We start from the raw sequence: 21,316 nt of genomic DNA, 5'->3' as shown, positions 1-21,316 counted from the left end.
CACCGATCTGGGCGGGTTCACAGGCGACCCACGCAACGGGTACCGACTATACTAACTGCGTTCATCCCCTCTCGGAACCGGAACACATGACACTCGCACGCTACGCGCTCCCGCTCCTCGCGGCGCTCGCCGCGCCGGCCGCGGCGCTCGGTCAGGCCAAGCAGCCCCCGAAGGACAAGCCGCCCGCCAAGGAGCCGCCCGCCACCGACCCGGCGACCATGAAGGTCGCCAAGGGGTTCAAGGTCGAGCTGCTGTACTCCGTTCCCAAGAACGAACAGGGGTCGTGGGTCAGCATGTGTACCGACCCGAAGGGCCGGCTCATCGTGTGCGACCAGTACGGCGGGCTGTACCGCGTCACCCCGCCGCCGGTCGGCACCACCGAGGGCACGAAGGTCGAACCGATCCCCGCGAAGATCGGCCAGGCGCAAGGGCTGCTGTGGGCGTTCGACGCGCTGTACGTCGTCGTCAACGGCAAGGACAGCGGGCTGTACAAGGTCACCTCGTCGAAGACGGACGACACGCTCGACACGGTCGAGCTGCTCCGAGCGCTCGAGGGCGGCGGCGGCGAGCACGGCCCGCACGCGGTCATGCTCCACCCGGACGGGAAGCGGCTCACCGTCGTGTGCGGGAACCAGACGAAGCTCACCAAGTTCGACACCACCAAGGTGCCGCCCGTGTGGGGCGAGGACCACCTCCTGCCCCGCGTGCCGGACGGCAACGGGTTCATGAAGGGGGTGATGGGACCGGGCGGCGCGATGTACAACGTCTCGCCCGACGGCAAGTCGTGGGAGCTGTTCAGCGTCGGGTTCCGCAACCAGTACGACGCGGCCTACAACAAGGCCGGCGACCTGTTCACCTACGACGCCGACATGGAGTGGGACTTCAACACCCCGTGGTACCGGCCGACCCGCGTGTGCCTCGTCACGAGCGGCAGCGAGTTCGGGTGGCGCAACGGCGCCGGCAAGTACCCGGCGTACTACGTCGACAACCTCCCGCCGGTCGTCAACATCGGGCCGGGCTCGCCCACGGGCGTGACCTTCGGGTACGGGGCCAAGTTCCCCCAGAAGTACCAGGACGCCTTCTTCATCTGCGACTGGAGCTACGGCAAGCTGTACGCGGTTCACCTCAAGCCGAGCGGCAGCGGGTACGCCGCGGACCTCGAGGAGTTCGTCACCGGCACCCCGCTGCCGCTGACCGACCTCGTCATCAACCCGGTCGACGGCGCGATGTACTTCGCCATCGGCGGCCGCAAGACGAAGTCCGGTCTGTACCGCGTGACGGCCGACGGCACTGCGAAGGACGCCCCGGCCCCGGCCGGGGACCCGGCGGCGACCGCCGCACGCGAGGTGCGGCTGGGCCTGGAGAAGCTGCACGCGAAGGTCGGGCCGGAGGCGGTCGAGGCCGCGTGGAAGGAACTCGGCAGCGCCGACCGGTTCATCCGGTTCGCGGCGCGCGTCGCAATCGAGCAGCAGGACGCGAAGTTGTGGGCCGACAAGGCCCTCGCCGAGACCGACCCCGCGAAGGCGATTCCCGCGGTCCTCGCGCTGGCCCGCGTGTCGGCCCCGTGCCCCGAGCACACGAAGGACAAGAAGGTCGCCGGCGACCCGGCGCTCCGCGGCAAGCTCCTCGATGCGCTCGGCCGCATCGACTTCGCGAAGCTGAGCGACGAGCAGAAGACCGACCTCGCCCGCACCTATCAGGTGGTGCTCAACCGGTTCGGGCAGCCGACCGAGAGCGAGCGGAAGGCGTGGCTCGCGAAGTACGCCCCGGCGTTCCCGACCGGGAGCCGGTTCGCCGACGCGGAGCTGCTCCAGGTGTTCGTGTTCCTCCAGGACGAGGCGACCGCCGCGAAGGGGATGAAGCTCCTCAAGGAGTCGCCGACGCAGGAGGAGCAACTGGAGTACGTCCGCGCCCTGCGGATGCTCAAGGCCGGGTGGACGCCGGAGCTGCGGAGGGACTACTTCCTGTGGTTCGTGCGGGCCGAGAACTACAAGGGCGGGAGCAGCTTCGCCAACTTCCTGAAGCTCATCAAGGCCGACGCGGTCGCGACGCTCACCGACGCCGAGAAGACCGCGTTCAAGGAGGTGCTCACCGCGACGGCCAAGACCACAAAGCTCCCCGAGGAGGCGCCGCGGCCGTTCGTGAAGGCGTACAAGGTCGCGGACCTGGAGGGCGCCGTGGAGAAGGTGAAGGCCGGGCGCGACTTCGAGCGCGGCCGCAAGCTGTTCGCGACCGGGAAGTGCTTCGCGTGCCACCGGTTCGACAACGAGGGCGGGAGCAACGGCCCGGACCTCACCGGCGTGGCCGGCCGGTTCAGCGCCCGCGACCTACTGGAGTCGATCGTGGACCCGAGCAAGGAGGTCAGCGACCAGTACGCGGCGGTCGAGATCCGCACGACCGACGAGCGGATCGTGAGCGGGCGGATCGTGAACCTGAGCAGCGACAACGTGATGGTGAACACCGACATGATGAACCCCGGCTCGACCGTGACGGTGGACCGGAAGCAGATCGAGTCGATGAAGCCGTCGAAGGTGTCGATGATGCCGGCCGGCCTCATCGACACCTTCGATGAGGCCGAGGTGCTCGACCTGCTGGCTTACGTGCTGTCCCGCGGCGACCGCAACAGCGCGATGTTCAAGAAGTGATGTGAAGCGACGAGGCCCACCCGTCGCGACGGGTGGGCCTCGCAGTGTGGGTGAGGCGGGACTCGAACCCGCACGCCCCTTGCGGAACTCTGCGTTTTAAGCGCAGTGTGTCTGCCATTCCACCACTCACCCAGGGGTGGTGGAATCATGTCAGACGCCGGGCGCGTTGACAAGTCGGTCGCATCAAAGTAGGCGGCGCGCTCCGATGTTCGGTGCGTCGGAATCGGTCCGAGCCCGAGCGCCGAGCGAGGGGTGGACGTGAACCCTCGCTCGGCGCTCGGGCTCGGACCAGCCCGCGACCGGCGGTGCGCAACGCCCCGCGTCCTCGCCGGAAGTCACGAACCGGGGTTCCGCAGCGCCTCGACCTCGGGCAGGTCCTTGATCGCGTTGAGCCCGAACGCTTGCAGGAACTTCTTGGTCGTGCCGTAGAGCTGCGGGCGGCCGAGCGAGTCGTGCCGGCCGGCGACCCGCACCAGCCCCTTCTCCATCAGTTGCCGCACCACCTCGCCGCACGCCACCCCGCGGACCTTCTCGACGTCGGCCCGCGTGATCGGCTGCTTGTACGCGACCACCGCGAGCGTCTCCAGCACCGTCGGCGTGAGCTTGAGTTCGTGGCCCGTGCGCTTGAGCCGCGCGAGCCACGGGTGGAACCGCGGCCGCGTCAGGAGCTGGTAGCCGCCGGCGATCTCTTCGACCTGGAACGCAGAGCCGCCGGCGTCGTAAAAACCGCGGAGCTGCTCGACGAGTTTGCGGGCCTCGGAGGCGTCGGCGAGGTCGGCGGCCTCGGCGAGCCGGCGCGCCGCGAGCGGTTCGTCGGCCAGGAGCAGCACCGCTTCGAGCCGGGCGAGTTCGGGGGTGCGGGCGTGCGGGTCGGTGGCCTCGGGTTCGGCGGCCTCGGGCCGCTGGCGCAGTGCGTGCGGCAGTTGACGGTTCGCGGGGCGTGCGGTCGCCGGGCGGAGGGTCGCGGGGCCGTGCCGCAGTCGGACGTGGAACATGCCGCCTCCTGCTGGCAACTCCGCGACCGCTTCGGTAGACTTGCCGAACGCCACCCGGCCGGAGCGAGGGTAGCTTACGCTGCGGCGCTCCGCCGCGGAAGAGGAAGGCCTCGCCCGGCAGAGCCCATCGTCGCGACTCACGGGGGATAAGTCGTAACGATCCCCCTGACGTGAAGGTACCCCGGGCGCGGTGGCGGTCCGTGAGCCCGGCGAGCGGGGGGCGTGAGCCCCCCGAGGTTCCGCGCTCGAACTTCACTCGGGGGGCTCACGCCCCCCGCTCGCCCCGAGCGAGAGGCGGTCCCGTGCCCGAGTTCTGGTCGCAACTCCTGCCGCACCCGTGGAGCGTGGCCGCCGCCGGGGCGGTCGCGGCCGGGCTCCTGTTCGCGTTCATCGGCGGGTCCACGTTCCTCGCGATCTGGGCCGAGCGCAAGGTGTCGGCCCGCATCCAGGACCGCCTCGGCCCCACCCGCGTCGGCCCGTTCGGACTGCTGCAGTCGCTCGCCGACGGCATCAAGCTCATCTCCAAGGAAGACTTCGCCCCCGACGCCGCGGACCGGTTCCTGTTCAAGCTCGCGCCGTACCTCGCGTTCTGCGCGAGCTTCGTCGGGTTCCTCGCGCTGCCGTTCGGCAACGGGCTCGTGGCCGAGAACCTGAACGTCGCCGCGTTCTTCATGCTCGCGGTGCTGTCGAGCGAGGTGTTCGGCGTGGTGCTGGCCGGGTACGCCTCGGCGAGCAAGTGGTCGCTGTTCGGCGGGGTCCGCGAGGCCGCCCAGGTGGTGAGCTACGAGGTGCCGCGGGCGCTGTGCGTGGTGGTGCCCGTGTGCGTCGCCGGCACGCTGAACCTGAACACCATCGGCACGCAGCAGGTCGGGTGGTTCTGGAACTGGAACATCTACCACGACCCGTTCACGTTCGTGGCGTTCTTCATCTTCTTCATCTGCGCGACGGCGAGCTGCAAGCGCGCCCCGTTCGACCTCGCCGAGGCCGAGAGCGAACTCGTCGCCGGGTTCCACACCGAGTACAGCGGCATCCGGTGGTCGTACTTCTTCCTGGCCGAGTACGGGAGCATGTTCGCGGTGAGCGGGCTCGCGAGCCTGCTGTTCCTGGGCGGCTGGCACACCGGGCTGCTCCCGTTCGAGCCGACCGAGCGGTTCGGGTTCTGGCCCGGGAACCTGCTGAACGTCGCCGTGTTCGTGGCGAAGTGCTGGGTGCTCGTGCTGCTCATGATGTGGGTGCGGTGGTCGCTGCCGCGGCTGCGGATCGACCAGGTGATGATGACGTGCCTCCAATACTTCCTGCCGATCAGTTGCGTGCTGCTGATCGGCGTGTGCCTGTGGCAACTGCTTGTGCCCGCGGACGCGGCCCGCGTCGTGAGCTACGTCCTGGCGTTCGGGTGGACGGGCTTCCTGCTGGTGGTGTTCCTGAGCGCGTTCCGCACCCCGGCCGGGTCCGGGGCGCTGCGGGGCGAACTCCCCGGCGCGTGGGCCGGCCAGCCCGCACCGCTCGATGCGAAGCCCGGCGCGTAGGTGCCCGACAGGAAGAGGAACAATGTCTCTGCCCGTGCTGCTCTTCGCCGTGGTCGCGACGATCACGGCCTGTTCCGCCCTCGGGGTGGTGCTGGCCCGGAACGTCGTGCGCATGGCCGTGTGGCTGCTGTTCACGCTCGTCGGCGTGTCGCTGCTGTACTTCCTCCTCGGGGCCGAGTTCGTCGGGGCCACGCAGCTCATCGTCTACGTCGGCGGCACGCTCATCCTGATCGTCTTCGGCGTGATGCTCACCGCCCAAGCGCCGCTGCGCGAGATCCGCACCCGGCCGGCCGAGTGGCTCGTCGGTGGGGCCGTCGGCGTGCTCCTGTTCGGGCTGCTCGTCGCGGTGTCGTACAACGTCGCGTTCCCGCCGGCCGACAACGGGCTCCCGGGCGTCGGCCCGCTCGGCCTCACGTTCCTCGGCGTGACCGACGCGAGCCCGGCCGGGAACGTCACCGGCGTTCCGAGCGACGTTGCCCTCGCCCGCACCCCGGTCGCGTACCTGCTGCCGTTCGAGATCGTGTCCGTTCACCTGCTCGTCGTGCTGGTGGGCGCGGCGTACCTGGCTCGGGCGAAGCGGAGGGTGCTTTCGTGAATGAGTTGGGCATACAGCCGTTCCTCGTGCTCTCCGCGTTCCTGTTCGCGTGCGGCGTCGTGTGCGTCGCGAGCAAGCGGAACGCGATTGGCGTGCTCATGGGGGTCGAACTGATCCTCAACGCCGCGAACGTGAACCTCGTCGCGTTCGCCCGGTTCAACCCGGCGTTCCGGCTCGACGGGCAGGTGTTCGCGCTGCTGGTGATCGTGCTCGCCGCCGCCGAGGCCGCCGTGGCGCTTGCGATCATCCTCAACTTTTACAACAACCACGGCACCGTGGACGTGGACGAGGCCGACGAGCTGCGGGGATAGCTTGTAGGGCCGGCTGTGCCGGCCGCATCGGGCGGCCCTCGGCGCGGCCGGCACAGCCGGCCCTACAAGCGGCCCACTTCTGTCGGAACGCGAAACGTTCAAAGTCAAACTTACAACGCTTATGGAAGTTCCCGGCCGCATCTACGTTCTCGCCACCCTGCTGCCGCTGGCGGCGTTCGTGCTGCTGCTTGTGGGCGGCGCGGCGCGGGCGTTCTACCGGCCGTTCCGCAAGCAGGGCGGGTTCCTCGGCACGATGTACTGGGTGTGCGGGGGCGACAAGCCGCTGCGGACCGGCGCGTACCTCGCGACCGCGTGCATGGCCGCCACCGCGGTCCTCGCCGTCGTCGGCCTGGTGCAGTTCCTCGGCGACCCCACCGAGGGCTCGATCCGGGCGTCGCGGTGGGCCGAGCGGATCGACTGGGTCCGCATCGGCCCCGGCGACACCCTGTCGCCGCCCGAGTGGGAACAGCAGCGCGCCACCGACAACGCCCGCCCCGCCCCGCGGCTCGCGCTGGCGCTCGAACTCGGCTACCGGATCGACTCCCTCACCGCCGTCGTGTTCGCGATGGTCAGCGTGATCGCCACGCTCATCTTCGTGTTCTCCACCGCGTACATGGCCGACGAGACTTCGGAGGTCGTTGAGGACCACTTCGTGACAACGAAGGTTGGGAGAGGGGGAGACACGGAGAGGGGGAGACACGGAGATCAGGGGCACCACTCCCCATCTCCCCATCTCCCCCACTCCCCATCTGGCTTCACCCGCCGCGGCCGGTACGGGCGGTTCTTCCTGTACCTGTCGCTGTTCTGCTTCTCGATGCTCAACCTCGTGATCGCCGACAACCTGTTCCAGGTGTTCGTGAGCTGGGAACTGGTCGGCGTGTGCTCGTTCTTCCTGATCGGGTTCTACTACGAGCGGCCCAGCGCCAGCGCCGCGGCGAACAAGGCGTTCATCGTCAACAGGGTCGGCGACGCCGGGTTCCTCGTCGGCATCGTCGTCGCGTGGTCGTACTGCGGCACGCTCAACATCGAGGAACTCACCCGCCGCGTGCGGGCGCCCGCGGAAGACTCGCACGGCGTGTACGAGATGGCGAACCAGGTCATCCGCGTCAGCGCCGAGCCGGTGCTGCCGACCGCGACCGCCGAGACGCCGCGGGACTACGCCCTGGAGCCGCGCGACAGGCCCGACACCGGCACACACGTCCTGCTGTTCCCGATCGTTTGGGAGGAGCCGACGCACTTCCACGGCCCCGGCCACGGCAAGCACAAGGACAGCGTGTTCGAGGTGCCGGTCCGCGGCGACTACGTCAGCTACGGGGTGATCCCCTACGCGGTGTTCGTGCTGATGGGGCTCGGCATCTTCCTCGGGTGCGTCGGCAAGAGTGCGCAGGTGCCGCTGCACACGTGGCTCCCGGACGCGATGGAAGGCCCGACGCCGGTGTCGGCGCTGATCCACGCGGCCACGATGGTCGCCGCGGGGGTGTACCTCGTCGGCCGGTGCTACCCGCTGTTCGCCGCCGAGGTGCTGCTGACGATCGCCTACACCGGCGCGGTCACGCTGTTCATCTCGGCGACGGTCGCGCTCGTGCAGACCGACATCAAGCGCGTCCTCGCGTACTCGACGTGCAGCCAGCTCGGGTTCATGGTGCTCGCCCTCGGCATCGGCGCGTGGACGGCCGGCCTGCTGCACCTCATCACCCACGCCTTCTTCAAGGCGCTGCTGTTCCTGTGCTCGGGCAGCGTGATCCACGGGTGCCACCACGAGCAGGACGTCCGCAAGATGGGCGGGCTCTGGAGGAAGATGCCGGTGACCGCGTTCGCGATGCTCGTCGGCGTGCTGGCGATCAGCGGCGCGCCGCTCCTCAGCGGGTGGTACAGCAAGGACCAGATCCTCGCCGCGGCGCTCGGCTACGGGCTCGAGCACAGGGCGCACGTCCTGCTCCTGGCGCTGCCGTTCGTGACCGCCCTGATGACCGCGTACTACATGTTCCGCCTGTGGTTCCTGACGTTCGCGGGCAAGCCGCGGGGCGACGGCGCGGCCCACGCGCACGAGTCGCCGCTCGCGATGACGGTCCCGCTCGTGGTGCTGGCGGTGTTCAGCGTCGGCGTCGCGTGGGGCTGGCCGGTCTGGGAGCCGGAGGCGAGCGCCCTCGGCCACGTTCTGGAGAAGTCGCAGCCGGCGTTCGTGGCGGCGCAGTTCGCCGCGGAGCACCGCGGGGCCGAGCACCGGCACCTCACCGCCGGTGCGCTGGCGCTGCTCCTGGGCGTCACCGGGGCGTGGCTCGCGTGGTGGCTGTTCGGGTGGCGGCAGCCCGCGGCCGTCGAGATGCACAAGCCCGGCGGCCCCGCGTACCGGTTCCTGCGCGAGAAGTGGTACTTCGACGAACTGTACGACGCCGCGGTCGTGAACCCAACCGTCGGGCTCGCGAGGGCCGCGGCCGCGGCCGACAAGGCCCCCACCGACCGGCCGCGGGTGCTCGCGCACCCCACGCTCGACGGGCTGTTCAACGCGGTCGGCGAGGCGTGCGTTGCGGCGGGGCAGGCGCTGCGGGCCGTGCAGACCGGCCGGGTGCGGACCTACGTCCTCGCGCTGGCCTTGACGGCGGCGGCGATGTTGGGGATTCTCACGGCCCTGGCGAAGTAGGGAAAGTGCGCCCTCCCCGGCGCGCTGGCGAGGAACGCAATGCCCGAGTCCGATCTCACCTGGCTGTCGCTGCTGGTGTTCCTGCCGGCCGCGTGCGCCGCGAGCCTGCTGGTGTTCCCCGCGAAGTGGCACGAGGCCATGCGGTGGTGGGCGCTGTTCGGCGCGGCCGGCGCGCTGGCCGTGAGCCTGTGCGTCGTCATCGGGTACTACTCGATGATCGACCACTACCCCGACGCCAACGGGTTCCCGCGGTACGCCACCGAAACGCGCCTCGACTCGCGGGCCGACCGGGCCGCCAGCGACGCGGCGCAACCGATCCCCAGGGTGATGCAGTCCGACGACTGGGTCACCCGCCGCCCGTGGATCGCCAAGTTCGGCGCGCAGTACGCGCTGGGCGTGGACGGCATCAGCCTCCCGCTCATCCTGCTCACCACCGTGGTCACGTTCTTCGCGATCGTCGCGTCGTGGAAGATCGACACGTCCGTCCGCGGCTACCTGTCGCTCGTGCTGCTGCTCGAGAGCGGGGTGATCGGCGCGTTCGTCGCGCTCGACTTCTTCCTCTTTTACGTCTTCTACGAGGTCATGCTGGTCCCGATGTTCGTGCTGATCGGGCTGTGGGGCGGAGAGCGGCGGCGGTACGCGGCGCTCAAGTTCGTCGTGTACACCCTGCTCGGCAGCGTCGGGCTCCTGGTCGCGCTCATCGGCCTGTACACGGTCAACGTCCGCGACTTCGTGGACCAGGAGGACGTGAAGCAGCGGGCCGCCGAACTCGCGAAGGCCGAGTACGGGCAGACACCGTCGCCCGAGCAGGTCGCCGCGGCGCACGAGCGGGTCGCCGTCCACACGTTCGACTTCGTCACGCTCTCGAAGGTCGGCCGCGCCGTGATGCTCGTCCTCAACGGTCAGGAGGAGCGGGTCGCGGCGCAGGCGAAGTTCGGCGAGGGCGCGCCGCCCGCCGGCGGCGAGGCCGCGCGGCAGGTGAAGCTGTTCGCCCCCGGGGTGAACGCCGCCGCCGCGGTCGCCCGGCTCAAGGCGCAACCCGTCTGCACGAAGGAGTTCCAGTACCTGTTCTTCGGGCTGCTGTTCCTCGGGTTCGCGGTGAAGGTGCCGATCGTGCCGCTGCACTCGTGGCTCCCGGACGCGCATGTCGAGGCGCCCACGCCGGTCAGCATGATCCTCGCCGGGGTGCTGCTGAAGCTCGGCGGCTACGGGCTGATCCGCGTCGCGTTCCCGGTGTGCCCGTGGGCCGCGTCGGAACTCGCGTGGTGGATCGGGCTCGTCGGCGTCGTCGGCATCGTCTACGGCGCGCTGGTCGCGATGGGGCAGACCGACTTCAAGAAGCTCCTCGCGTACTCGTCGGTGAGCCACATGGGGTTCGTGGTGCTGGGCCTGGCCGCGTGGGGCTCGGGCACGCACTCGCAGTACTGGCAGTGGGGCGTGAACGGGGCGGTGTTCCAGATGTTCGCGCACGGCGTCACGGCCGCCGGGCTGTTCTTCGTCGTCGGCGTCGTCTACGACCGCGCCCACCACCGCGACGTGAACCGGTTCGGCGGGCTGAAGGAGCCGATGCCGCTGTACTCGGGGCTGGCCGCGGTCCTGTTCTTCGCGTCGATGGGGCTCCCCGGGCTGTGCGGGTTCGTCGGCGAGTTCATGGTCCTGGCCGCCGCGTGGGACTTCTCCCCGGCGCTGGCGGTGCCGGCGATCCTCAGCGTCGTGCTCACCGCCGGCTACCTCCTGTGGACGTGGCAGCGGGTGTTCCTGGGCACGAACCCGGACACGCAGGCGTTCCCGGACCTGTCGCCGCGCGAGGCGGCGGTGCTGGTGCCGTTCGTGGCGCTGGCGGTCGCGCTGGGCATCTTCCCGCAGGCGATCCTCTTTAGCTGGATCGACCCGAGCGTGACCGGCTGGGTCGCGAACCTGTCCGTACTGAAGTGAGCCCGCACATAGACGAAGCGATGGGCCGCGGACGACGCGGATGAAAAACGGGATCGAAGCGGATCGGACAGAGGCGAACTGTCTGATCGGGTTCTCGATCCGGTCTTTCATCCGCGTCGTCCGCGGCCCATCGCTTGTTCGGCGACTGGCGTTCTACCCCGGCGGGGGCGGGCGGCGCTTGGGGCGGTCGCGGGACAGCGAGTCCTCGAGCACCTTGGCGAGCGTCAGGAGGCTCCACACGGCGGCCCGGGTGAGGCCGCGGGCAACGCGCTCGAGGTCGGTCGGGTCGTGCGGGACCGGGGGCGGGGGCTCAAAAGGGGTCGCTTTTCGGCTCGCCCAACGAAGGGCTGCCCCCTTTCGGGTCCCGGTGGTCCATGACCACCGTGGCGTCGCCGTTGGCAGCGGCTTCGGCAATGGAATCGAGTCGCGTCCGGGTGTCGGTCTCGAGGAGGGCGAGCGGCTTGGCGGGTCCGGACCCCATCAACTCGCCCCACCCCTGCCACCCGTCCACCTGCATGCACACGGCCTTGAGCGCGGCCATGATCGGCATCGCCAGGAACAGCCCCGACATGCCCCAGAGCTCCTCCCAGAAGAGGCACGCGAGCAGCACCGTCGTGGCGTTCAGGTCCATGCTCCGGCCCATCACCCAGGGGACGATGATGTACCCCTCGAAGGTGACGACCCCGACGTAGAACAGGCCGATCCCGACGGCCATGACCGGGTCGACGAACAGCAGCGCGTCGAGGAACGGCGGGATGCCGGCGGCGATCGTGCCCAGGTACGGGACGTAGCTCAGGACCGCGACGAGCAGCGCCCACAGGTACCAGTACTTGAGCCCGGCCGCGTTGTAGACCGCCCCCAGAACGACCGCGAGCCCGAGGTTCACGATCGTCCGCCAGATCAGGTACGTCCGGATCGCGGAGGCCATCTCGGCGATCGCAGTCGAGACCCGGTTCTGGGTCTCGCGGGACGGGCCGAAGATGGCCCGCACCTTGTCCGCCAGCATCTGCCCCTCTAGGAGGAGGAACAACGTGATGAACATGATGAGGATCGCCTGCCAGCCCCGCGCCCCGGTGGACAGCGCGATGGCCGGGAGGTTCTCCGACATCTTGCTGTTCGAGAAGTAGTCGCGGACGTGGCGGTAGATGTACGACTGGTTCGGGTCCTCGTAGTACGGGATGCCGACCCAACTCGGCAGCACGGCCTGGAGGTTGTTCTGGATCTTCCGGTACTGCTCCTGCCACGCGGCGTCGCCCATTGGCAGCCCTTCCAGGGTCTGCGGAATGGCGATCGCGAACGCGGCGACCACGACGAGGAACACCGCGACGGCAGCGATCAGCACCAGGACGCACGAGAAGAACCACGGCACCCGCACGAAGTCGTGGAGGAACCGGGCCGCCGGGTACAGGATCGACGCGAGCAGGACCGCGAGCACCAGCGGCACGAACAGGCTCGCGCCGAGCTTGAGCAGCGCGGCGATGCCGAGCACGGCCGACAGGTTCAGCCCGATGCGCGTCGCGGTCGTGAGGTTCAGGTTCATTCGCCCCCCTCGTCCCTCGTCCCGTACCCCGGCGCACGCGGCCGGGCTACCCGTCGATCTGTTCGGCGGCCGAGAGCGTGTTCACCAGAAGCATCGCGATCGTCATCGGGCCGACCCCGCCGGGCACCGGGGTCAGCGCCCCGGCCACGTCGGCCGCCCCGGGGTGTACGTCGCCGGTCAACTTCCCGTTCACGCTGTGCATCCCGACGTCGATCACCGTCGCGCCCGGCGCGATCATGTCGGGCGTGATCGCATGCAAAGCACCGGCCGCGACCACCAGAATCTCGGCCCGGCGGCACACGGCCGCGAGGTCGCGGGTCCGCGTGTGGGCGACCGTGACCGTCGCGTCGCCGCCCGCCGGGTTCGCTTTGGTCGCCTTCTGCATCAGCATCAGCGCCTGCGGCTTGCCGACGATGTTGCTGCGGCCGACGACGACGACCTCCCGGCCGGCCGTCGCAATCCCGTTGCGCTGCAACAGTTGGACCACGCCGTGCGGGGTACAGGGATAGAACCTGGGGTGCCCCGCGGCGAGCAGGCCGACGTTTTCCGGGTGGAAGCAGTCCACGTCCTTCGACGGGGCCACGGACCGGAGGACCGCGTCCTCGTCGATCTGCTTCGGGAGAGGAAGTTGGACGAGGATACCATGAACCGCCGGGTCGCGGTTCAACTTTTCTACCACTTCCAGCAGGCCGGCCTGGGTGGTGTCGCCGGGGAGGGTGTGGACCCACGACGCGAGCCCGGCGTCGGCGCACGCCTTGTGCTTGTTGCGGACGTACACGTGGCTGGCCGGGTTGTCGCCGACGATCACGGCCGCCAGCCCCGGGGGGCGTTTTCCGGCCGCGGCGCGCGCGGCGACCTTTGCCGCGACCTCGCTCCGAATGGTCGCCGCCAGGGCCTTGCCGTCCAGCTTCGTCGCGGACATGTCACCCCCCAAGCCCAGTTGTTTGTGGTTCGGTGGCACCGGCCTCTGGCCTGTGGTTCCGGCACGCCCGGTTGACGTCATCGGTGGTTGGCGGGCCGCCACGAAGGGCGGCCCCTACGAGACGTTGGCTCTTGGTTTGTAGGGGCCGCCCTCCGTGGCGGCCCGCGTGGGGCGAACGATTCCGCACCGGCTTCCCGGCACACAGGCCGGAGGCCCGTGCCACCAACAAATCAGGTCGCCCCCCGGGTATTAGCCCAGCCGCTCCACCAGCTTCGGCAGCACCACGCCCGACGGGCCGTACAGCCCGACGTCCGCCATCTGGCTCGCCTCGGTCCGCGTCAGGTTCACCTCGATCACCCTGGCGGCCGGCTGCTTCCGCTTGGCGATCGGGACCAGCGACGCGGCCGGGTGGACGACCGCCGAGGTGCCGACGACCAGGAGCACGTTGCACCCGTAGGCGGCGTTCAGCGACGGCAGCCACACGCTCTCGGGCAGCGCCTCGCCGAACCACACGATGTCGGGCCGGAGCTGGCCGTAGCACTTCGGGCACGCGGGCTCGTCGCCGAGGTCCTCCTGAATGTTGCGGTCGGTCACGCGGTTGCAGCCCAGGCACCGGGTGCGGTGCAGGCTCCCGTGGATCTCCAGCACGTTCGTGCTGCCGGCGGTGCGGTGCAGGCCGTCCACGTTCTGGGTGACCAGCGTGAACCGCTCGCCCCAGCGGCGTTCGAGCGCGACCAGGGCGAGGTGCCCGGGGTTGGGCTCCACGGTCCGGGCGTTGGCGCGGCGGGCGTTGTAGAACTGCCACACGAGCTTCGGGTCGCGCTCGAACCCGTCGGGGCTGGCGACGTCCTCGATGCGGTGGCCCTCCCACAGCCCGTCGGACGCGCGGAACGTCGGCACCCCGCTCTCGGCCGAGACACCGGCCCCGGTCAGCACGCACACGCGGTCGGCGGCGCGCAGCCAGTCGGCGGCGCGGGTCAGGTCGTCATCGGTCATGGGGGGTCCTCCGGCGGCCGACCGGTCGCGGTGCAGGATAGCGGATCGTGCCGGGGGGAACAAGGAACCGGCGCCGGCCGCGGTCAAACTCGTGCTCCCTCTCGTGACAATGCCAGGGTCGTGGTTTACATTGAAGGTGGGGCGCACCCCCACACCCACTCGCACCGCGGAGACGACAGTCGTGAGCATCGTTCGCATGGGCATGGCCGAGGACGGCAAGTTCGGGGACGGGTACGAGGCGATCTTCGGCAAGAAGGCGGGCAAGGCCGCACCGGCCAGGGCCGCGGCCGTCACCAAGCCCGCGGCGGCGCCGGCCAAGAAGCCGGCCGAGAAGAAGCCCGTCAAGAAGAAGTGACCACGAACGGAGTTCGCCCCCGGGCGCGCCCGGGGGCTGCTTGTCGGGGCGCGGGCGTATAATGCACGCGATGGAACCGACCCCACCCGCGATCCGCGTCGACGCCCTCACCCGCACCTACACCAAGCCGCGCCGCCGGCGGTGGCCGTGGTCGAAGCCGCCCGCGGCCGACGACGCGAAGGACTTCGTCGCCCTCGGCGGCGTGGACCTCGAGGTGCGGCCCGGCGAACTGTTCGGGCTGCTCGGCCCGAACGGGGCCGGGAAGACCACCCTCATCAAGATCCTCACCACGCTCCTCGCCCCCACCACCGGGGCGGCGTTCGTCGACGGCCTCGACGTCGTCACCGAGGCCGACAAGGTCCGCCCGCTCATCAACATGGTTTCGGGCGGCGAGTCGTCGGGGTACGGCATCCTCAACGTCCGCGAGAACCTGTGGCTGTTCGCCCGCATCTACGGCGTGCCCACCGCGGTCGCCCACGAGCGGATCGACAAGATGATGGAGGTCGTCGGCCTCACCGACAAGGCGAAGAGCCGCGTGAGCCACCTCTCGACCGGCCAGCGGCAGAAGATGAACTTCTGCCGCGGGTTCATCACCGACCCGAAGATCCTGTTCCTCGACGAGCCGACGCTCGGGCTCGACGTGACCAGCGCCCGCGCGATCCGCGGGTTCGTCCGCGAGTGGATGGCTGAGCGGCCCGAGCGCACGCTGCTCCTCACGACGCACTACATGGCCGAGGCCGACGAGTTGTGCGACCGGCTGGCGATCATCGACCACGGGCGGGTGCTGGCGTGCGACACCCCGGCGAACCTGAAGCGCCGCGTGCAGAAGTACCCGCTCTACGAGCTGTCGCTGGCCCCCGGGAACGGCCCGGCCGACTGGGCGCACCTGGAGAAGCTCCCCGGCGTCCACCAGGCCCGGACCGCGACGACGCCGACGACCGTGGAGCTGAAGGTGTCGCTCCTGGACGAGCCGGCGATCGGCTCCGTGGTGCAGGCGCTGGTCACCGGCGGCGGCCGCATCCTCAGCCTGAAGAAGGTCGAGCCGACGCTCGAAGACGTGTTCATCGAACTGGTCGGGCACGGCCTGTCCGAGGGCGAGCCGCCGGCCCAAGCGGCCGCGTCGTAGGGCCGGCGCCGCCCCCCGAAACCCCGGTGCCCCGTAGCCGGCGGGGCGCGGGGGTGGTAGGCTTGTCGCATTCGCCTCCACCTCCGCCGGGGCCACGACCGTGCTGCTGCTCGTCCTGCTCCTCGTGACGCTCGTGCTGTTCGCCATCTTCCTCGGCGGCGGCATCATCGCGCAGGGCTACCTGTACCAGTCCCCGGCCGAGCGGCTCCCGCTCCGGGCGCTCGGGGCCGCGGCGCTCGTGGGCCTGTTCCTCACGATGTGGGTGTGGATCGACGCCCGCGCCCCCCGCAAGTACGACACGTTCTTCGAGTTCGCCCCCTACGAGACGAAGACGTTCGACGAGATGGACGCCGTCCGCTGGACGTCGCCCGACGGGAGCAAGCTGCGCGTGGACGGCAGCGGCACCCCGGTCGAGGAGGTGGTGAAGTTCAAGCGCGGCGTGGGCGGGAAGAAGGACACGTTCTTCGACCCCGCCGGCGAGCCGTTCCAGCTCAACAGCAGCGGCAAGAGCGGGCAGTCGTACATGACCGCCGCCATCAAGGCGAAGCCCGCCCCGGACGCGCCCGAGCCGGTGCGGTTCGGCGCGCAGCTCACCAAGGACAAGCGGACCTACGTGGACGGCCCGGACGGCCGCAGGTTCATCGAGGACAAGGGGAGCCGGTACGTCCAGGCCGACCAACTCGGCGTGGTGTACGCGCCGACGACGGGCACGGTGGCCGTCGCGCTGTTCATCAACTTGGTGCACTTCGTCGTGTGGTTCGTGGCGCTCTGGCTGGTCCTCCAGTTCAGCCGCGGGCACTCGGCGCTCATGGCCGTGGCGTTCGGGCTCCTCACGATGCTGCTGGTGCTGCCGCTCCTGTTCGCCCCGAACCGCAAGAAGCCCGACGACGCCCCGAAGCCGGTGGCGACGGCCCGCGCCGGCGCGCCGAACCCGGCGGCGGGGTTCTGAGCGGCCCGAGCAGCGGGGTCACCGGACTTCGATCAGGTTCGACACCTGCGCCGCCCCGTTCCGCCCGACCAGGAAGTCGAACTCGTCCACCTTGACCGTGAACGGCGGCCGGAACTCCGGCGACACGACGTTGTAGCCGACGACGTGCCCGCCCTTGCCCGCCTCCGCGGGGATGTCCACCGAGCCGAGTTCGCCGGACGCGGCCGTGATGTGGCACCGCAGGATCTTGTTCCCGGTCGGCGGCTCGAACACCCAGTAGTCGATGTCGTACTGTGCCCGGCCGCCGGGCTTCTCGGGGAGGGTGACCTTCACGTTCCCGATCGCCACCTTCCGGCCGGGGGCGTCCCTGGCCGCCTTCACGTCCGCCACCACCGGCGACGAGAAGACGCGGCCCGTGGGCGTAGGGACCGGAGTGCCGCGCGGCAGGTCGCCCCCGGCCTTGGCCCCGGGTCCGGCCGCGGGGGGCCCGGTCTTCGCGTCGGACGTGGGGGGCTTCTTGCCGCACCCGGCGGCCAGAGCGATCGCGAGAAGGACGAGTGGCGGGCGGGTCATTGGCGCACCCGGGGAGGGGCGGGGCGGGCGATACCCGCCAGTCTGGCACTGCACCCCGGGCCGGTCAAGAAGGTTCGGGCCGTTGCCGGCGGGCCGCGGGTGCGGTTAACTTGCCGGTGCCGGTGCCGGTGCCCCGCCGGTTCGCCCCTCGGAGCCCACACGTGCCCAGCGCCGCCCGCAAGCTGCTCGAACTGATCCGGTTCAGCCACACGATCTTCGCGCTGCCGTTCGCGCTCTTGGCCGCGGCCCTCGCGTGGGCCGAGGAGCCGTTCCGCCCCGCGGACCTCGTCGGCATCCTGCTGTGCATGGTGTTCGCCCGCAGCGCCGCGATGGCGTTCAACCGGCTCGCCGACCGGCACATCGACGCCCGCAACCCCCGCACCGCAACCCGGCACCTCCCGGCCGGCACGCTGAGCGCCGCCGCCGTGTGGGTCTTCACGCTCGCGTGCTGCGCCGGGTTCGTCGCCTCCACCCTGCTCTTCGCGTTCCGCGACCCGCCGAACCACTGGCCGCTGTACCTGTGCGGGCCGGTGCTGCTGTTTCTGCTGGGCTACTCGCTCGCGAAGCGGTTCACGAGCCTGGCGCACCTGTGGCTCGGCGCCGCGCTGATGCTCGCGCCGGTGGCCGCGTGGATCGCCGTGAAGGGGCCGACCGACCTGACCGTGCCGCTGATCCTCGGCGCGGCGGTCGCGTTCTGGGTCGCGGGGTTCGACATCCTCTACGCGTGCCAGGACGCCGACTTCGACCGCGCCGCCGGGCTCCACAGCGTCCCGTCGCGGTTCGGCGTGCCGACGAGCCTGCGGGTCGCGGCCGGGTGCCACGCGGTCATGTTCGGACTGCTGGTGTGGCTCGGGTTCGCGTCCCCGCACCTCGGGTGGGTGTACGCGGGCGGCCTCGCGGCGGCCGGCGGCCTGCTCGTGTACGAGCACCGGCTCGTGCGGCCCGACGACCTGACCCGCGTGAACAAGGCGTTCTTCCACGTCAACGGCGTCATCAGCGTCGGGCTGCTCGTCCTCGTGCTGATCCAGCTCGCGGTGCGGTGAACCCGGAGCCTTCGGACCCAGGGTTGGCACCCTGGGCTACGCACGGTCGTCCCTCCGGGACTCAAGGCACTGAGCCCCCGAAGGGGGCGGCAGGCCGTTGCCCAGGGTGCCAACCCGGGGGCGCGTGGCGACGTCGGCGCGGCGGTCTCGGCGAGAACTTGCTTACTGAGCGCCTTCAGGTCGAGGCTCTCCCCCTTCTTGGGGAACGGGTGCGAAAGGAGCCACCACTCCTCGGTGAACGCCGCCGACTCGCCCGGCTTGAGCCGCTCCCGCGGGCCGATCGGCTCCAGCTCGATCCGCGGGCCGGTCGGGTACCAGACCGACAGCGTCAGCCCGGCGGCCTCGTTGTACACCCGGTCCGGGAACGTCGCGAACCGCTTCACGAACAGCGTGTCGTTCGGCAGTGAGTACGCGAGCCACCCACCGAACGTGTCGAACCCGAGCTTCGGCTTCCGGGGCGGGGCGAGGATTTCGAGGAACCCGTCCCGCTCGCGGATCTTCTCGTCGGTCGCCCGCACGTTGATGACGGCGCCGTCCTCGTACATCGCGTACTTGCTCGGGAACCGGCTCGGGCGGTCGCCGAGCGGGACGACGCAGATGCCGCCGCCCGGCGAGAACGACCGGCCCCAGTGGCACACGTCGCGGGTCTCCTTGCCGACGTTCGCGAGCGTCTGCTTGCACACCAGCCCGACCGACGCCCCGTGCGCGATCAGCTTGAACTCGCGCGTCACCTGGACGCCGGCGGGCTCCTCCTTCGGACCGACGAGCTTCACCGAGCCGTCCTTGCCGACCTCGGCGGTCCACTCGCCGCCCCAGGTCTTCGGGTGCGGGGTCACAACCAGTTCCGGGCCGTAGTCGAACCGGCCCGCGGAACTCGGCCCCGGCTTGCCCGGTTGCCAGTCCTTCTCGGCGGGGTCGAGCCACATGGCGTCCTTGCCATCAATCGAGAACTCCAGCACGCGGCCGCCGACCTGCGGGCACAGCACGGCCCTCGCCTTGCCGAGCTTCATCTCGACGGCCTGCGCGTATCCATGGAACGGGGCGACGCGGGCCGTTGGCTCGTCCGCACGTGCGGCCGGGGCCGACAGGGCGACGAGCAGGACCGGGAGAGGGCACTGTCGCATGGGGGTTCTCGGTTGGGGCGGGCGAAACTCGGGACCAGAGGCCAGACGCCTTCGGCGACAGAAGACAGACGGCAGGAATCGGGCACGGGCACGCACGCGGGCACGCCCTGGGGCGAACCCTGAGCGCCAGCGAGGGGGTAGCGTTACCCCTCGCTGGCGCTCAGGGTTCGCCCAACCACAGCGGCGGCTCCGTGCCCGATCGGGCGTGCGATCCGCGTCGCCCGCCAGGGGCTTGCCCGAAGCGGGCCGCACCCCTGGCTACACTCGGTCGCCCTCCGGGGCTGCCGATCCGTGCGCCAGCCCGTGCCCGAGCCCGTGCCCGACTTCTTCCCTGTCCACCGTCCACTATCCACTATCCACTGCCCATTGGGGCCGACGATGGCTCGCAACGGCGGTCCCGACCCGAACATCATCGACGCCGGCCCGTGTTCTGTCTACCAATGAACCTTACCGTCTCAGGTGCGGCTCCCACCCACGCGCCTTCCCCCGAAAGGAACGGCTCATGCCAACTCTCCGTCCCCTCGCGCTGCTCGCCCTGCTGGCGGCCGCCGCGCCCGCGGCGGCCCAGACCCCGCCGAAGCCCGAACCGGCCGACTACCTGCTCCCCGACGACACCAAGATGACCCCGTTCAAGGACCGGGTTCCGATGGTGTTCGTCACCCGCAACCAGAAGGACTGGGCCGACCTGAAGGGCTACTTCAACGACGGCACCGAGGAGGCCGTGGACCCGGCCACCGGCGCGAAGGTCACCCGCAGGGTCGTGAAGATCAAGGTGCCCGCGGGGCTGACCACCGCCCCGCCGGTGCCCGCCGAGAACCCCATGACCGTCGAGAAGTGGGTGCTCGGCAAGAAGCTGTACTACGACGAGATCCTGTCGAGCGACGGGACCGTGTCGTGCGCGTCGTGCCACGCCCCCGTGAAGGGGTTCGCCGACGCGCGCAAGACGTCCACCGGCATCAGCGGCAAGCTCGGGCCGATCAACTCGCCGACCGTGATCAACGCCGCGTACAACCGGCTCCAGTTCTGGGACGGCCGGGCCGTCACCCTGGAGGACCAGTCGCAGGGGCCGGTCGGCAACAACATGGAGATGTTCAGCGGCAAGGCCGACGCCTGGGAGGAGGCCGTCGCCCGCATCCGCGCCACCCCGGAGCTGGTGAAGGCGTTCCTCGCCGTGTTCGGCCACGCCCCGACCCGCGACGCGGCCGCCAAGGCCATCGCCACCTACGAGCGCACCGTCCTGCTCGGCTCCGGCGTCCAGGACCGGGCCGAGGCGCTGATGCGCAAGCGGGTCACCGACGAGGAGTCCGGCAAGTTCGAGCTGAAGGCCGACGACTACGCGGCCGCCCTGAAGGCCGAGTTCGCCGCCAAGGGCCCGGCGCTGAAGGACCTCGGCCTCGACGCCGCGAAGGACGCCGACAAGCTCGACGCGGTCGCCAGGCAACTGCTGAACGGCCGCACGCTGTTCTTCGGCAAGGCCCGGTGCTCGAACTGCCACACCGGCGACACGTACACCGACGGCGGGTTCCACAACATCGGCATCGGGGCCGACAAGGACGGCGGCCTGCCGCTCGACCAGTTCGGCCGGTTCGCCCGGCTCCAGACCGGGCACAAGGACACGGCCCTCGTCGGCGCGTTCAAGACCCCCGGCCTCCGCGGCCTGCTCCAGACCGCCCCGTACATGCACTCGGGCGAGGACACCACCCTTGAGGCGGTGGTCGACTTCTACGACCGCGGCGGGAACGTGAACCCGTACCTGAGCGAGAAGATGCGCGACACGGCCGCCGAGGCCGCGTACGTCACCGCTCGCGCCGAGGGGAAGCCGGTCGACCCGGCGGTGAAGACGTTCGGGCCGGCGAAGAAGCCGATCATCCCGTTCAAGCTGAACCTGTCCGCGCAGGAAAAGGCCGACCTCGTGCTGTTCCTGAAGGCGCTCAACGGCGACCCGTTCGACCCGCTGATCGCCGACCCGAAGGCGTTCCCGGGCAAGTAGTTCCGCATGTAGGATCTGGCGAACGCTGAGCGCCAGCGAGGGGGGTGAGGTCCACCCCCCTCGCTGGCGCT

Annotated in this window: 16 protein-coding genes and 1 tRNA gene; 11 read left to right on the top strand and 6 right to left on the bottom strand. The window is 70.3% G+C overall.

Annotation, left to right across the window (positions count from 1 at the left end):
• Positions 1 to 86: 86 nt before the first annotated feature.
• Positions 87 to 2,645 (top strand): c-type cytochrome, encoded by a 2,559-nt coding sequence (locus ACTIGN_RS01225; RefSeq protein ID WP_439620609.1) that lies wholly within the window; start codon positions 87 to 89, stop codon positions 2,643 to 2,645.
• A gap of 47 nt (positions 2,646 to 2,692) precedes the next feature.
• Here ACTIGN_RS01225 and ACTIGN_RS01220 read toward each other — a convergent pair.
• Positions 2,693 to 2,777, bottom strand: a tRNA-Leu gene (locus ACTIGN_RS01220).
• Between the two features lie 203 nt (positions 2,778 to 2,980).
• Positions 2,981 to 3,640: an SMC-Scp complex subunit ScpB gene (gene scpB / locus ACTIGN_RS01215; protein ID WP_439620607.1), complete on the bottom strand. Its 660-nt coding sequence runs from the start codon at positions 3,638 to 3,640 to the stop codon at positions 2,981 to 2,983.
• A 302-nt stretch (positions 3,641 to 3,942) separates the two neighbouring features.
• Between scpB and nuoH the strand changes: the two genes are divergently transcribed.
• The 5 genes from nuoH (at position 3,943) to ACTIGN_RS01190 (ending at position 10,648) form a co-directional block, all read left to right on the top strand.
• Complete coding sequence (gene nuoH, locus ACTIGN_RS01210; RefSeq protein WP_439620605.1) at positions 3,943 to 5,166, top strand: NADH-quinone oxidoreductase subunit NuoH; 1,224 nt, start codon at positions 3,943 to 3,945, stop codon at positions 5,164 to 5,166.
• Between the two features lie 22 nt (positions 5,167 to 5,188).
• Positions 5,189 to 5,761 carry an NADH-quinone oxidoreductase subunit J family protein gene (locus ACTIGN_RS01205; RefSeq protein ID WP_439620604.1) on the top strand — a complete coding sequence of 191 codons (573 nt, stop codon included), beginning with the start codon at positions 5,189 to 5,191 and terminating at the stop codon, positions 5,759 to 5,761.
• On the top strand, positions 5,758 to 6,072 hold the full coding sequence (nuoK, locus tag ACTIGN_RS01200) for an NADH-quinone oxidoreductase subunit NuoK (protein ID WP_439620602.1): 315 nt from the start codon (positions 5,758 to 5,760) through the stop codon (positions 6,070 to 6,072). Before ACTIGN_RS01205 ends, nuoK begins: the two co-directional genes overlap by 4 nt.
• A gap of 121 nt (positions 6,073 to 6,193) precedes the next feature.
• Positions 6,194 to 8,713, top strand: a complete 2,520-nt coding sequence (locus ACTIGN_RS01195; RefSeq protein WP_439620600.1) for an NADH-quinone oxidoreductase subunit L — start codon at positions 6,194 to 6,196, stop codon at positions 8,711 to 8,713.
• 39 nt (positions 8,714 to 8,752) lie between these two features.
• Positions 8,753 to 10,648 carry a complex I subunit 4 family protein gene (locus ACTIGN_RS01190; protein WP_439620598.1) on the top strand — a complete coding sequence of 632 codons (1,896 nt, stop codon included), beginning with the start codon at positions 8,753 to 8,755 and terminating at the stop codon, positions 10,646 to 10,648.
• Between the two features lie 310 nt (positions 10,649 to 10,958).
• Here ACTIGN_RS01190 and ACTIGN_RS01185 read toward each other — a convergent pair whose 3' ends face one another.
• From ACTIGN_RS01185 to ACTIGN_RS01175, 3 genes are all read right to left on the bottom strand, one after another.
• Entirely contained in the window at positions 10,959 to 12,188 is a 1,230-nt protein-coding gene (locus ACTIGN_RS01185; RefSeq protein WP_439620596.1) for an AI-2E family transporter, read from the bottom strand.
• A gap of 46 nt (positions 12,189 to 12,234) precedes the next feature.
• Complete coding sequence (locus ACTIGN_RS01180) at positions 12,235 to 13,110, bottom strand: bifunctional 5,10-methylenetetrahydrofolate dehydrogenase/5,10-methenyltetrahydrofolate cyclohydrolase (protein ID WP_439620595.1); 876 nt, start codon at positions 13,108 to 13,110, stop codon at positions 12,235 to 12,237.
• Positions 13,111 to 13,359: 249 nt separating this feature from the next.
• On the bottom strand, positions 13,360 to 14,106 hold the full coding sequence (locus ACTIGN_RS01175; protein WP_439620593.1) for an SIR2 family NAD-dependent protein deacylase: 747 nt from the start codon (positions 14,104 to 14,106) through the stop codon (positions 13,360 to 13,362).
• Between the two features lie 181 nt (positions 14,107 to 14,287).
• On the opposite strand from ACTIGN_RS01175, the gene ACTIGN_RS01170 reads away from it, so the two are divergent.
• From ACTIGN_RS01170 to ACTIGN_RS01160, 3 genes are all read left to right on the top strand, one after another.
• Positions 14,288 to 14,461: a hypothetical protein gene (locus ACTIGN_RS01170; protein ID WP_439620591.1), complete on the top strand. Its 174-nt coding sequence runs from the start codon at positions 14,288 to 14,290 to the stop codon at positions 14,459 to 14,461.
• Positions 14,462 to 14,531: 70 nt separating this feature from the next.
• Positions 14,532 to 15,587 carry an ABC transporter ATP-binding protein gene (locus ACTIGN_RS01165; protein WP_439620589.1) on the top strand — a complete coding sequence of 352 codons (1,056 nt, stop codon included), beginning with the start codon at positions 14,532 to 14,534 and terminating at the stop codon, positions 15,585 to 15,587.
• Positions 15,588 to 15,687: 100 nt separating this feature from the next.
• Positions 15,688 to 16,536: a hypothetical protein gene (locus tag ACTIGN_RS01160; protein ID WP_439620588.1), complete on the top strand. Its 849-nt coding sequence runs from the start codon at positions 15,688 to 15,690 to the stop codon at positions 16,534 to 16,536.
• An 18-nt stretch (positions 16,537 to 16,554) separates the two neighbouring features.
• Here ACTIGN_RS01160 and ACTIGN_RS01155 read toward each other — a convergent pair whose 3' ends face one another.
• A complete protein-coding gene (locus ACTIGN_RS01155) occupies positions 16,555 to 17,088 on the bottom strand; it encodes a hypothetical protein (RefSeq protein ID WP_439620586.1) in 534 nt (177 codons plus the stop codon).
• Positions 17,089 to 17,249: 161 nt separating this feature from the next.
• Here ACTIGN_RS01155 and ACTIGN_RS01150 point away from each other — a divergent pair, with 161 nt between their 5' ends.
• Positions 17,250 to 18,131 carry a UbiA-like polyprenyltransferase gene (locus tag ACTIGN_RS01150; RefSeq protein ID WP_439620584.1) on the top strand — a complete coding sequence of 294 codons (882 nt, stop codon included), beginning with the start codon at positions 17,250 to 17,252 and terminating at the stop codon, positions 18,129 to 18,131.
• Between the two features lie 1,626 nt (positions 18,132 to 19,757).
• Positions 19,758 to 21,245, top strand: a complete 1,488-nt coding sequence (locus ACTIGN_RS01145; RefSeq protein ID WP_439620582.1) for a cytochrome-c peroxidase — start codon at positions 19,758 to 19,760, stop codon at positions 21,243 to 21,245.
• Positions 21,246 to 21,316: the final 71 nt, after the last annotated feature.

Origin of the sequence: Gemmata sp., from assembly GCF_051859125.1 — a bacterium.
In the GTDB taxonomy this organism is placed as follows: domain Bacteria; phylum Planctomycetota; class Planctomycetia; order Gemmatales; family Gemmataceae; genus Gemmata.
Note: the sequence above shows the minus strand (reverse complement) of the source record. Positions and strands in the feature narration are given on the sequence as shown.